We start from the raw sequence: 13,193 nt of genomic DNA on the forward strand, positions 1-13,193 counted from the left end.
GGGTCCGCCGCCGGGCCCTAGCGGTTGATCACGAACTGGGAGCCGGGCTCCACCACGACGTCGCCCCGGGCGGAGTCGGTGATGGTCACGTCGGTGAGCGTCGCGCTGCCGCGCGCGCCGCCCATGGCGAGGATGCCGGACCCGTTGTTCGACTTGCTGATGGTGACGTTGCGGATCTGGACGCCGGGGGTCGCGCCGCCGCCGGTCTTGAACTGGATGCCGTCGTAGGTCGAGTCGTGGATGTCGGTGTCACGGATGGTGACGCCGGGGATGTCGGGCCCCTGGGCGAACAGGGTGATCGCGCCGAACTCCTGGGCCTCGCCCCAGAACGCGCCGCCGGTGCGGTACAGACCGTTGCCGGCGATGAGGGTCTGTCCGGAGAACGGCAGCGGGTCGTGGTCGGTGGCCAGCATGATCCCCGGGTAGTTCATGGTGTCGGAGATGAGGTTGTTCTCGATCGTGTTGCCGTATCCGCCGTAGATGGCGATGCCGTTGGCGCGCCAGGGCAGCTGGACGGTGTTGTTGCGGAAGTGGTTGTCGTGGCCGATGTCGACCGAGGTGTCCTTGACGTACTTGCTGGCCCACACCGCGAGGGCGTCGTCCCCGGTGTTGCGGAAGGAGGAGTTGAACACGGTCGAGTTGCGGGTGCCGTTGGCGAAGTTGACGCCGTCGGCGTAGGTGTTGCGGATGCGGACGCCGCTGAACTCGACGCCGTCACCGGGGCCCCACAGCTCGGGGATGTTGGAGTAGTCCCGGCCGACCCAGGCGCCGACGTTGGCATGCTCGATCCACACGTTGGTGATCTTCGTGCCCTTGCCGAAGCGGCCGTTGAGGGCGACGCCCCCCTCCGCGCCTCCGTCGCCGCCGCGGATGGTGCCGGAGCCGAAGATCGCGAGGTCGGAGATCTTCGTGTTGTCGTCGATGTCGAAACCGAAGTTGCCCTCGTGCGGGTGGTTGATGCCGCCGGCCTGGTGCGGCGGGATGAGGGAGTACAGCTGGGAGTGCCACATGCCGGCGCCGCGCACGGTCACGTCCCGGATGCCGACCTGGTTGTACTGCCCCCGGTTCAGCGGGTCGTCGGTGAGGATCTTCTTCTCCTGCCGCCACTGCCCGGCCGGGATCCACACGCAGGGGATCTCGCCCTTCTGGTCCGCCGTGACGGCGCGCTGGAGGGCGTCCGCGTCGTCGATGCCGTCGTTGGGCACGGCCCCGTAGGCGGTGATGGAGACGCAGTCGGCGGGCTTGGCGGCGGGCGGGGCGACCTGCTCCAGGTCGATCAGGTCGATGACGTAGAACGCGGCGTCGTCCCCGGCGTCGCGCTGGAGCCGGAAGGTGGTGCCCGCCGGGTAGGTGTCGGCGAGCAGCGCGTGGGACTCGTCGAACAGCCGCCGGGCGTCGCCGCCGGGCCGGTTGGTCAGGCCCTCCGGGTCGTCGGTCGAGCCGTAGAGCCAGCTGTGCTTGGAGGACAGCGTCAGCTTGCGGACGAACTTCCCGTCCGCGTACAGGCTGATCGTGGCCTCGCGGCCGCCGCCGCCCGCCGCGTCCGGGATGGAGTTGCGGACGACGACGGAGTTGGCCGGGGCGGTGGCGGTGAACTCCACGTACTGGCCGGTGGCGTCCAGGCGTACGGACTCGCGGCCGGAGGACTCGCTCGCGAAGTTGGTGTGGCCGAAGGTGCGCTTCGCGTCCGCCTTGAGCACGGTGCCGTTGTGGCGGCCGTGCTCCGCCTCGTACGCGACGTACGGCACCGCCGCGCCGCGTCCGACGACCAGGGAGCGGGCGAGGACGTTGTTGTTCTCGAGGGTCTCCGCGACGACGGCGGTCGCGTCGGCGGTCGCGGTGAGGGTGGCGCCGCCGCCGGTGGCGGTCCAGCTGCCGCCGATGGCGACCGTGACGGTGCCGCCCGCGGGGACGGCGGCCGTGGTGCCGTTCAGGGTGGTGTCGCCCGCGGTGAGCCGGGTGACGGAGCCGGCGGGCACCGGGCTGGTGCCGCGGTTGCGGACGGCGACGGTGAAGGTGACCTTCGCGCCGACGGCCGGGTTCGCCGGGCTGGTGGTGATGGAGGTGACCTCCAGGTCCGGGCCGGGCGCCTGCGTGACGACGAGCCTGGTGGCGGCGTTGCGGCTGTTGTTGCTGTTGTCGAGTTCGGCGACCGTGTCGGTCGGGTCGACGACCGCGGAGACGGTGTACCCGCCCATGGGCCGCTTGCCGACGGTGACGGGCACCTTGACCGACTCGCCCGCGCCGAGCGCGCGCACGGGCGCGCTGCCCGCGACGGTGCCTTCGAGACTGACGTCGACCGTGGTCGCGGGGGCGGCCGCGGTGCCGGTGTTGCGGACGGTGGCGTCGACGGTGATCGGGTCGGCCTCGGACGGGGACGCCGGTGACCAGCTCAGGTCGGTGACGGTCAGGTCGGGCGCGGGCGCGGCGGCGCCGACGACCTCGAACTCGGCGACCTGTCCGCCGCCGGCGCCGGTGTTGCCGGAGAACTGCAGGCGTACGTCGGCGTACCGGCCGGAGACCGGGATGGTGACCGTGTTCCGGTTGCCGGACGGGCTGAAGGTGTAGTCGGCCCGGTCCTTGAGCGAGGTGAAGGCGGTCTCGCCCGCCTTGCGGCCGAGGACCTGGACGCTCTGGGTGCGGGTGCCCCAGACGGGGTCGGGGTTCAGTCTCAGCACGATGCCGGTCAGGTCGGCGTCGGCGCCGAGCCGTACCGTCAGCGCCGACGACTGGCCGCTCGCCTCCCAGTAGGTGGTGGTGCTGCCGTCGTTGGCGTGGGCGGCGACGTAGTTCTGGGTGTGCGAGGTGGCCTCGATGGGCTTGCGCAGCGCGAGGTTGGTGCCGGGCGGGGGTTCGGGGTCACCGCCCCCGGAGTCGCCGTAGACCTCCAGCTCGGACAGCTGCGCGGCGTTCCAGCCGGTGTTGGCGCTCACCTGCACGCGGACGTACCGCGTCTCGGCGGTGACGTCGAGCGTCACCGTGTTGCCGGACGACGGCGAGAAGGTCCGGCCCGCGGCGCCGGACAGGGAGGTGAAGTCCCTGCCGTCCGTGCTGCCCTGGACGCCGACGGTCTGGTTGCGGGACTCCCAGGACGCGGGGAGCTTGAGCACCAGCCGGTCGACGTCGACGGTGCCGCCGAGGTCGACCTGCACCCACTGCGGGAACGATCCCGCCGGTCCTTCCCAGTACGACGCCTGGCTGCCGTCGGTCACCTGGCTCGCCGGATAACCGCTGTGCGCTCCGCTCGCCGTGACCGGTCGGCCGAGCGCCAGGTTGGGCGCCTCGGCTGCGCGCCGGCCGGTCTCCTGGGCGGCACGCTGGCCGGCGCTTTGACCGGCCAGCTGGCCGGCGCTGTGGGGGGCGTGCTGTGCGGCGTGTGCCGCCGGGGCGGCCACGGGCAGCAGTCCGGCCGTGAGGAGCCCTGCCGTCACCAGCCCGGCGAGTCCCCACCGGCCGTGTTCTCTCCGTCTCATCGACCCTCTCGTTCCCTTGACGGGCGTGACGGGCTCACCAGGTGGGGGTGGGTCACGGGGTGGTGCGCGAGGGGGAACGGTTCCTGTCCTGGTGAGACCGAAACGCTGCTGATCCGATTCTTGAGTGATTTCGTCAATCTTTTGCAGCGCTGGGCTGACAGGTTTCTACCAGGGGTCGACTTTGTCAACGCCTCGGTACGGGTCCGTGGGGAGCGACCGGAGTGTGGCGTGAGGCACGCAACTCACCTCGACAGCCAACGCCCCGCGCGCTTTTCCCCTCTTGCACGGCGAAACCCCCCACCGTCAGAAGGGACAACACGCCGTGCGCTCACCAACGCGCGTACACACCGCCTCGGTTCGGCACGCGATCCTCGCCGTCACGGCGGCGGGATCGGTGCTCGCGGCACCGCTCTCCCCCGCCCACGCGGCGACGCCGTCCCCGAGACCCGATCTGCGCGCGGACGTGAACCGCGACGGACGGGTCGACGTCACCGGCACCACCGACACGGCCGGCGAGGACACGTGGGCCGTCGGGCGGGGCGCGGTCCACCTGCCCAACCTGGACGACGACACCAAGCGCTGCCCGGCGAAGGGCGCCGACGGCCGGCCGCTGTCCGACACCGAGCTGGCCGCGTGCAACGACGCCTCCGACGGCAAGGTCAACGGCACGGCCGACGCCGCGGACCTCGCCCGGGTGCGTTCCGTCCCGGTGCCCGGCCTGGCGGCGGACGCCAAGGGCAGCGTGCAGGTGACGACGGGGGCGAAGCGGACCCACGTCTTCGTCAAGCGGTCCGGCGGGTGGACCCGGGTCACCTCGGACACCCGGCTGACCGCCGCCGAGCTGCGCGCCGGAGTGGAGTTCGGCGTGGAGGCCACCGATGTGATCCGGGACAGCGCCGTGTGGGACGGCCGGGCGGTGATCCGGCTGTCCGTGACCTCCGGCGGCCGGACCGCCTCCGACTCGGTCACCCTGCGGGCCGCTCCCCTTCTCACCCACCACCACCTCCAGAGCGCCCGGCAGGTGATGGTCACCAAGGTGAGCGGCGCGGGCGAGTACGGCCGTCTCCAGCGCCAGTTCGTCAAGGACCTGGAGAAGGAGGTCAAGGCCGCCGGCATCACCAAGCCGCTGGTCACGTTCGAGAAGTACGGCGACCCGTGGGCGCAGGACTTCGTGGAGCCGGCGTACGTCAGCATGACCGGCCCCGGCGGCAAGCGGCACGTGATGCGGGTGATGCTGCGCTCCGCCCAGCTGGACCGCGAGGCGGGCCGGGAGCTGTTCGAGAAGGTGCGCGGCCGGGACGTGGGCGTCGTCCAGGTCACCGACCGCGCCGAACCGGACGACTGGTCGCTGAACTCCATGGGCAACCTGGAGACCATCCCGCCGTACGCGCACGGCGGCCGCTCCTTCCCGGCCGGGCGGATCATCATGGGCTGGCGCAAGGACAGCGATCAGCGGCCGTCGCCGGCGATGCGCACGCTGCTGAAGTCGCAGGGCCTGCAGGACCCGCTGCTGCTGGACACCTCCTGGCTGGGGGTCGGGCACGTCGACGAGTTCGTCCAGTTCCTGCCCGCCGACACTCCGCGCGGCTGGCGGATCGGCGTCGCCGACCCGGAGGCCGGGCTGCGGCTGCTGCGCGACGCGCAGGCCGGCGGCCACGGCGCGGTCAAGATGTTCTCCGTGCCCGGCCTCGGCGGTGACGTCCCGGCCCCGGAGGAGACCATCGACCAGGTCCTCGCCACCCGGCACTTCGTCGCCGACAACACCATGGCGGCCGAGCGCATCAAGGCGAACCTGGAAATCCTCAAGAAGGCGACCGGCGTCACCGACGCGGAGATCGTCCGCGTTCCGGCCCTGTACACCCGTGAGGCGCTGACGCGTGCGGCGGACGGCGACGAGGTGCCCATGCCGCGGCTGACCCGGCTGGGCGGCGGCACGTCCCTCGCCGACACGTTCCAGGACCGCGGCCAGCAGAAGTGGCTCGCCGGGAACGGCCGCGGCACCGGCAAGACCGCCCGGGCGACGGTCATGACCAGCGCCTACGTCCCCGGCGCGGTCAACGGTGTCCTCCTCGGCCGCGACCGCTACCTCGCCCCGCGCCAGTGGGGCCCGCTCGTCGGCGGCAAGGACATCTTCACCGAGGCGGTGAACGCCGCCTACCGCAAGGCCGGTCTGAAGGTGTCGTACATCGACGACTGGTACACGTACCACCTCGGCATGGGCGAGGTGCACTGCGGCACCAACACCCTGCGCGACGCCTCCGCGGCCTGGTGGGCGGCCCCGCGGCGGTAGCCGTGACGACTCGCGGCACGCACGCGGAGCGCCGATGATGCCACTCGGGGTGATTCCCGGGCGGAACGGACAGAGCGGAGTGTGCTGCGATGGCGAAGAGGCGGGGCCCGGCGGTCGCCGCGCTGGGCGTGGCAGTGGCGCTGCTGGCCACCGGGGCCTGCGCGCAGTCCGCCGCGCGAGGGCCGGCGGACGCCGGGCACGGCGCGCCCACGGCGGTGGTGCGGACGGACGCGGGAACGGTGCGCGGCACCGTCTCCGGCCGGCACCGCTCGTTCCGCGGCATCCCGTACGCGGGACCGCCGACCGGTGAGCACCGCTGGGCCGCGCCCCGTCCCGTGCGCCCCTGGCAGGGCGTACGGGGCGCCACCCGGCCCGGTCCGCTGTGCCCGCAGGTGCCCGCGCAGTACGGCGGGACCACCAGCCTGGAGGAGGACTGCCTGGTCCTGAACGTGACCGCCCCGGCCCGGTCCGGCCGGGGCCGCGGGCTGCCGGTGTTCGTGTGGATCCACGGCGACGGCACGATCGGCGGCGGGCACCTGTTCGATGCCCGTCGGCTCGCCGACCGGGGGCTGATGGTCGTCACCGTCAACTACCGGCTCGGGGTCTTCGGTGGGTTCGCCCACCCCGGACTGCCGGGTTCCGGGACCTTCGCGCTGCAGGACCAGCAGGCGGCGCTGCGGTGGGTGGCCCGCAACGCGGCGGCCTTCGGCGGCGATCCCGGCAACGTGACCGTGGCCGGCACCTCGTTCGGCGCCGCCGCGATCGTCGGACACCTCACGTCGCCCTCCGCGCGGGGGCTGTTCCACCGTGCGGTGCTCTCCAGCGGCGAGGGCATGATGGACATGCTGGCCGGCATGATGGGGCCGCAGGTCCCGGCGTACCGCTGGTACACCTGGCGCACCGTGCGCGACCTGCGCGACGCCGGACGGGATGTGGCCGCCGGGCTGGGCTGCGCCGGCCCGGACCCCGGCCGCGCCCTGCGCTGTCTGCGGGCGCTGCCGGTGAAGCGGATCCTGGAGGTGCCGTACGTCATGAACGTCTTCCAGGCGTTCGCGTTCGGCGAGGGTGTGCTGCCCGAGCTGCCGGAGAAGGCCCTGGAGGAGGGGCGCTTCCACCGGGTGCCGGTGCTGTCCGGGGCGACCCGCGACGAGCACCGGCTGTTCGTCGGGCTGACGTGGGACGCGGTGAACGGCAAGCTGACCGAGGGGCAGTACGAGGAGCTGGCGGTGACGGCGTTCGGGAAGGAGCGCGCGGCCGCCGTGCTCGCCGAGTACCCGGTGGACGCCTTCCCCTCCCCCGCCCTCGCCTGGGCGACGGTGGTCACCGACCGCATGTGGGCGCGCGGCACCTACGCCCAGCACACCGCCCTCGGCCGCCATGTGCCCACGTACGCCTACGAGTTCGCCGACCGGCGGGCGCCGATGTATCTGCCCGTGCCGGCCGGGGACTTCGACTTCGGCGCCTACCACGCCTCCGACACGCCGTACGTGTTCGAGGACGAGGCCCTCCGCGGCCGGTTCACTCCGGCCCAGGCGCGGCTCGCGGACGCCGTCACCGACTACTGGGCGACGTTCGCCGCGACCGGCCGGCCGGGGCGTCGCGGCCTGGCGCCCTGGCCGGCGTTCGAGCCGGGCTCCCCGGTCCCGCACACCCAGTCGCTGGCGCCCGGCGCGGTCACGGCGGTGGACTACGCGGCCGCCCACAACCTCGCCTTCTGGCGCCGCCTGGGCTGAGCCGTCCAGCGGTCGGCGGGCCGTGTCAGGCCAGCGTCCTGCCGGACTCGACGACGACTCCGTACAGGTCGCCGATCGTCGCGAGCGCGCCGCGGTGGAGCTGCGCGGCGGGCACCTCGGTTCCCGCCGCCGGCAGCGGGCGGGTGGCGCAGGCGTCGGCGACGACCGTGGGCCGGTAGCCGCGCAGGAACGCGCCCTGCGCGGTGAACAGCACGCACATGTGCGTCATGAAGCCCGCGACGACGACGTCCTTGTGTCCGGCGGCGGCGACGAGGTCACCCAGGTCGGTGCCGACGAAGGCGTCCGGGACCTTCTTGACGACGACGGACTCCCCGTCGGCCGGTGCGACGCGGGGGTGAATCTGCCCGATCTCGGCCCGGATGTCGTACAGGGTGCCCGCGCCGCCGTCGTTGACGACGTGGATGACCGTGGCGCCCGCCTCCCGGGCGCGGTCCAGCAGTCCGGCGGCGGAGTCGAGCGCCGCCTGCCAGCCGTCCAGTTCCAGCACGCCGCGGACGTAGGTGTTCTGGTAGTCGACCAGGATCAGGGTGGCGTCGGCGAGGGACGCGGGCGTCTCGTCGAAGCCCATGAGTGTGCGCAGCGTGGTCGTGGCCATGGAGGTTCCCCTAAGAATCGGTACGCCAAGTCCGTTGAGCGGAACGGCAGTTGTGGCTCCGGACGGGCGGGGTGCCGCTCGTGCCGGGTACGTGGGGAACGCTACGGGCCCGCTTCACGTGTCGGCAATGTCATCTAACCTGCAGATCCGGACATGACCGTTGCCGACCGGGCGGAGACAGCAGCCTTGAGCACCGTGGAACGACTCGTCGTCATCCTCCTCTTCGACGGCGTCGACCTGCTCGACGTGACCGGCCCGCCCGAGGTGTTCTCCCTGGTGCGGCGCGAGCTGAACGGGGTCTCCCCGGTCTACCGGGTGGTCCTGGCCGCCGAGACCCCCGAACCCGTGACCACGGCCGCCGGGGTGCGGGTGCTCCCCGACGCGACCTTCGAGGAGGTGGCGAGGGAGAGCATCGACACCCTCATGGTGCCCGGCGCGGTCGAGACCGACGACCGGGGCCGGGTGCGCGCGGTCACCGACCCGGTGGTGACCGGCTGGGTGAAGACCCTCGCCGAGCGGACCCGCAGGGTCACCTCGGTCTGTGTCGGGGCGCATGTCCTGGCCGCCGCCGGGCTCCTCGACGGCAGGCGCGCCACGACCCACTGGTCCACGGCCCGGCAGCTGGCCGCCGAGCACCCGGCGGTCCGCGTCGACGCCGACCCGATCTTCATCCGCGACGGTGAGGTGTGGACCGGCGCGGGGATCAGCGCCTGCCTCGATCTGTCCCTCGCCCTGGTCGCCGACGACTTCGGGGAGGCGCTCGCGCTGCGCGTCGCCCGGCAGCTGGTGATGTACCTGAAGCGCCCCGGCGGGCAGAGCCAGTTCAGCGTGCCGCTCGAACCGCTCTCCGCCACCCGGCGTGTCGAGGAACTGCGTCACCACATCCTGCGGCACATCGCGCAGCCGCTCACGGTCGCGGACCTCGCCGCCCACGCCCATCTCAGCGAGCGCCAGCTCACCCGCGTCTTCACGTCGGAGCTCGGCATGACGCCGAGCGCCTACATCGAGTCCGTGCGCGTGGAACTCGCCCGCCGGCAGCTGGAGTCGACCGACGCGACACTGGAACGCATCGTGTCCGTCTGCGGGTTCGGTACGACGGACACCCTCGTGCGCGCGTTCCGCCGCCGCCTCGACACCACTCCCACGGAGTACCGCCGCCGCTTCCGGGCCGCCACCGGCTGAGTGCGCGCGGCCCGGGGCGTGCCGCGCGGCGGTACCGGGAAGGCCGGCACCGCGCCGGTCACCGGGGACGGTGCGGGCGGTGCCGGCCTGCGGGCCGGTGTCAGAAGGTCAGTTTCCAGCTGTCGATGTAGCCCGTGTCCTGGGCGGCCACGTCCTGCACCCGCAGCCGCCAGTCGCCGTTGGCGGGCTCGCTGGAGGCGTCGACGGTGTAGGTGGTGGTGACGTTGTCCGCGGAGTCGGAGCTGCTGGAGTTCTTCAGCCGGTAGGCGGTGCCGTCGGGGGCGAGCAGGTCGACGACCAGGTCACCGCGCCACGTGTGCTTGATGTCCACGCCGACGCGGAGCGTGGCGGGGGCGTTTCCGGTGCGGCCGGTGACGGGGACGGTGGAGGTGACGGCCGCGCCGTTGTCGGGGATGGCGACGTCGGTGGTGTTCTCGTACGTCGTGCCCGGCGGGGGCGTTGTCGCCGTGCTCAGCGTCCAGATGGCGTGGGCGAGGGCGTCGCTGTTGCGGTCCAGGGCGGTGTCGTTGATGTTCGCCGTGGTGTCGCACGACGAGTGGTAGCAGCGGTCGAAGGGCTGGCCCGCGGTGCCGCCCCACTTGGCGGCCTGGGCCGACGTCTTGGTGCGGCTGGCGCCGGTGAACAGGCCGCCGACGGGTATGCCCGCGTTCTTGAAGGAGGCGTGGTCGGAGCGGCCGTCGCCCTCGGTCTCGATCTCGGTGGGCACGCCGATGCCCGCGTACCAGTCCTTGAAGACCTTCTCGATCGCCGGGTCGTCGTCGTAGACGAAGTAGCCGGGGTTCGGGGAGCCGACCATGTCGAGGTTGATGTAGCCCGTGATGCGGGCGCGGTCGGCGGCGGCGAGGGTGTTGACGTAGTGCTTGGAGCCGACCAGGCCCAGTTCCTCCGCGCCCCACCAGGCGAACCGCAGGTGCTTGGCGGGCTGGAGCTGGGCCCGCGAGACGGCGAGCGCGGTCTCCAGGACGGCCGCCGATCCGGAGCCGTTGTCGTTGATGCCGGCGCCGGAGGAGACGGAGTCGAGGTGGGCGCCGGCCATGACGACCTGGCCCGGGTCGCCGCCGGGCCAGTCGGCGACGAGGTTGTAGCCGGTGGTGCCGGAGTAGGTGAACTGCTGCAGGGTGGTGGTGAATCCGGCGGCGTCCAGCTTGGCGCGCACGTAGTCGATGGAGGCCTTGTAACCGGGGCGGCCGTGCGCCCGGTTGCCGCCGTTGGCGCCCGCGATGGACTGGAACTGGGTCAGGTGCGCCTTGACGTTGGCGAGCGGGATGTCGGGGGCGGCGAGGACCCGCGCCGCGGTCGCCACCGAGGGGGCGGAGGCGGCCGGGGCGGAGTGGGCCGGGGCGGCGGCGAGCAGCGCGCCGGCCAGGGTGAGGGCGGTCGCCGTCGCGGTACGTCTGAAACGGCTTCTGGGCAGGGTGAACCGGGGAGTCGTCACGTGGGGGTCCGCACTTTCTCGTCGTGGGTGGGGTTGCCGGACGAAGTCTGAAGCGGTGGTGCCAGAGCTGTGCGGGTGCTGTGTGTGCCCGATGGTCAGGGAGATGTCGATGTCCCGTCAAGACGCTTGCCGGACATCGGTGTTCGCTGAGCGGACAGGACGGGGCGGCCCGTCGGCGGAGACGGTGCTTGACCGGCGGGGACCACGCCGGATCGGCGGGGACTGCTCCCGGTTAGGGCGGCGACTACTCCTCGCCGACGCGGACCACGGCCAGCGTGATGTTGTCCGGGCCGCCCGCCTCGATGGCCGCCCTCCACAGCTCGAAGGCCGCGCGGCCGTCGTCGTGCTCCCGGAGCACGTCCTCGATCACGTCGTTCGTCAGCGGGTCGGTCACCCCGTCGGTGCAGATGAGATAGCGCTCACCGGGAGACAGCGGTACGGGGGTGACGTGCGCGTGGACGGCGCGGAAGACGGGGCTGCCGCCGAGGCTCTGGGTGACGAGGGACGTGGTGCGCTGCCCGGGCTCCAGCGGCGGGCTGTCGTCGACGCTGAGCTGGCGCAGCCCGTCCGGGGAGAGCGCGAGGACGCGGCTGTCGCCCACGTTGAACACCAGCAGCGAGTCGTCGCGTACGACGACACCGGCGACGGTCGTCCCCATGGTGGCCAGCTCGCCTCCCATGTCACCGCCCGCGGCGTCGTAGACGGCCCGGTTGCAGGCGTCCAGGAGGTCGCGGACGGCGGCCTCGGTGCCGAGGTCCGAGCCGTTGGAGGCGAGCCCGCGCACGACGAGGGAGCTGGCCAGATCGCCGCCGGGGTGGCCGCCCAGGCCGTCGGCGACGGCGACGACGAGGGGGCTCCCGAGCGGGAAGACCAGGGTCTGCGGGCTCTCGGTGACGGTCGCGCACAGGGTCCAGGGGCCGATCACGAGACTGTCCTCGTTCCCGGTCCGCCGCAGCCCGGGATGGCTGAGCGCACTCACAGCGACGTACTGCATGGGGCGCCACCGCCTTCCGTCCGGCCGCGTCGGCGGGCCGGGTCCGGTACCAGTCTAGGAAGACGGCGGTCGGCCCGTGCCCGGGGGCACGGGTCGCGGGGGTACGGGCGCACGGGGGTACGGGCACGGGGGGGGGGGGGGTACGGCCGGCGCGGGGCCGGAGGCCGGGCCTCGGACCGCACCGAGCCGCGCCGGACCGCACCGGACCGGGCCGCACCACACCGGCGCGCCGGTCCGCGTCAGGACGCTCACCGCGACGTGCGGAAGACTGGGGACGTGGGCGTGGCTCACCGCCCGGCCGGCACGGTGCCGGCGGGCGCCGGCTCGGGAGGGATCAGCGACATGATCATCTTTGGTACCAAGGGGTATCTGTACCAGCTCGCGATACTCACGCTGGTCTGCGGCCGCTGCGGCAATCCGGCCGCGCACACGCTGAGGAAGCGCGTCACCAAGTTCACCCTGTTCTTCGTGCCGCTGTTCCCCTTCTCGACGAAGTTCGCCACGCAGTGCACGTTCTGCGGGGCGGAGCAGCAGGTGACCAAGGAGCAGGCGGAGCAGCTGCAGGCGCAGGCCACGGGCGGCCAGACCCAGGGGCAGCCCCAGCAGCAGCCGTACGGTCACTGAGTACGCGGCGAAGGGCGGTGCCCCCGCCCGCGCCGGGGCGCGCCCGGCCCGCCATGATGGCGTGCGTGACGAACAGCGCGACGACGCATCCCTCCCGCATACCGGGCTACGACGGCGGCCCCTTCACCCACCGCCCCGAGCTGCTGGCCCAGCCCCTTTTCTGGCTGGGCCACCTCTACAGCTGTGCCGCCGAGGCCGAGGCCGAGGAACTGCTGCTCGGCGCGGACGAGGAGGCCGCCGCGGAGGGTCAGCGGCGGTTGCTGGAGGGGGACGAGTGGCCCGTCTTCACCGTGCCGCTGCAGGGCGGCCACCGGCTGTACGTCGTCTACCGCGCCGCCCCGGACGACCCGGGCATCGACTACCTCCTGCACCACCCCGACTGGGAGCGGGCCGAACTGCTCGCCCAGGACGAGGGCCACTTCATGGGTCCCGCACTGTCCTGGCCCGAACTGTGCGCGGCGGCGGACAACGGTCTGCCCGGCGGCAGCACGTCCGACCCCGGGGCCCGGCTGCTGCTGTTGCTGCCCGCGCTCGGGGACGAGGCCGTGCCCGACGAGGCGGCCGGCCGGGTGGCCGCCGCCCTGCGCGCGTGTACGGCCGTGGAGGCGCCCGAGGCGCTGGCCGCGGCCCTGCTCGACGCCCAGGGGCCGGCCGGTGCCGCGCGCTGGTCCACCGCCGAGGGCGTCGGCCGGGTCAGCGACGGCCCGTACTCGTACCGCAACCCGGACAACCACTTCGCGCTGCCGCCGGCCCGGCTGGCCCGGATCAGCGCCGCGCTGGACGGTGTCGGCAGCGCGTGAGCGGGCCGGCGCGGGGCCCCGCGGC

9 protein-coding genes are annotated in these 13,193 nt (G+C 73.1%); 5 read left to right on the forward strand and 4 right to left on the reverse strand.

What is annotated here, in order from left to right; genetic code table 11:
• Positions 1–17 precede the first annotated feature (17 nt).
• Positions 18–3,473 (reverse strand): CARDB domain-containing protein, encoded by a 3,456-nt coding sequence (locus AB0K92_RS29025; RefSeq protein ID WP_365927718.1) that lies wholly within the window; start codon positions 3,471–3,473, stop codon positions 18–20.
• A gap of 322 nt (positions 3,474–3,795) precedes the next feature.
• Here AB0K92_RS29025 and AB0K92_RS29030 point away from each other — a divergent pair, with 322 nt between their 5' ends.
• Together AB0K92_RS29030 and AB0K92_RS29035 are read left to right on the forward strand one after the other, a co-directional pair.
• Positions 3,796–5,763 (forward strand): protein-arginine deiminase domain-containing protein, encoded by a 1,968-nt coding sequence (locus AB0K92_RS29030; protein WP_365927720.1) that lies wholly within the window; start codon positions 3,796–3,798, stop codon positions 5,761–5,763.
• 89 nt (positions 5,764–5,852) lie between these two features.
• Positions 5,853–7,496, forward strand: coding sequence for a carboxylesterase family protein (locus tag AB0K92_RS29035; RefSeq protein WP_365927722.1), 1,644 nt, complete (start codon positions 5,853–5,855; stop codon positions 7,494–7,496).
• Positions 7,497–7,521: 25 nt separating this feature from the next.
• On the opposite strand, the gene AB0K92_RS29040 is transcribed toward AB0K92_RS29035, so the two are convergent.
• Entirely contained in the window at positions 7,522–8,112 is a 591-nt protein-coding gene (locus AB0K92_RS29040) for a cysteine hydrolase family protein (RefSeq protein WP_365927724.1), read from the reverse strand.
• A gap of 186 nt (positions 8,113–8,298) precedes the next feature.
• Here AB0K92_RS29040 and AB0K92_RS29045 point away from each other — a divergent pair, with 186 nt between their 5' ends.
• On the forward strand, positions 8,299–9,294 hold the full coding sequence (locus AB0K92_RS29045; protein WP_365927734.1) for a DJ-1/PfpI family protein: 996 nt from the start codon (positions 8,299–8,301) through the stop codon (positions 9,292–9,294).
• A 100-nt stretch (positions 9,295–9,394) separates the two neighbouring features.
• On the opposite strand, the gene AB0K92_RS29050 is transcribed toward AB0K92_RS29045, so the two are convergent.
• Positions 9,395–10,750, reverse strand: a complete 1,356-nt coding sequence (locus AB0K92_RS29050; protein ID WP_365927726.1) for a M28 family metallopeptidase — start codon at positions 10,748–10,750, stop codon at positions 9,395–9,397.
• A gap of 244 nt (positions 10,751–10,994) precedes the next feature.
• Entirely contained in the window at positions 10,995–11,744 is a 750-nt protein-coding gene (locus AB0K92_RS29055) for a PP2C family serine/threonine-protein phosphatase (RefSeq protein WP_365927728.1), read from the reverse strand.
• Positions 11,745–12,086: 342 nt separating this feature from the next.
• On the opposite strand from AB0K92_RS29055, the gene AB0K92_RS29060 reads away from it, so the two are divergent.
• Together AB0K92_RS29060 and AB0K92_RS29065 are read left to right on the forward strand one after the other, a co-directional pair.
• A complete protein-coding gene (locus AB0K92_RS29060) occupies positions 12,087–12,368 on the forward strand; it encodes a zinc-ribbon domain-containing protein (protein ID WP_365927730.1) in 282 nt (93 codons plus the stop codon).
• A 65-nt stretch (positions 12,369–12,433) separates the two neighbouring features.
• Positions 12,434–13,168 (forward strand): hypothetical protein, encoded by a 735-nt coding sequence (locus AB0K92_RS29065; RefSeq protein WP_365927732.1) that lies wholly within the window; start codon positions 12,434–12,436, stop codon positions 13,166–13,168.
• Positions 13,169–13,193: the final 25 nt, after the last annotated feature.

It is taken from the genome of Streptomyces sp. NPDC052687 (assembly GCF_040678395.1).
In the GTDB taxonomy this organism is placed as follows: domain Bacteria; phylum Actinomycetota; class Actinomycetes; order Streptomycetales; family Streptomycetaceae; genus Streptomyces.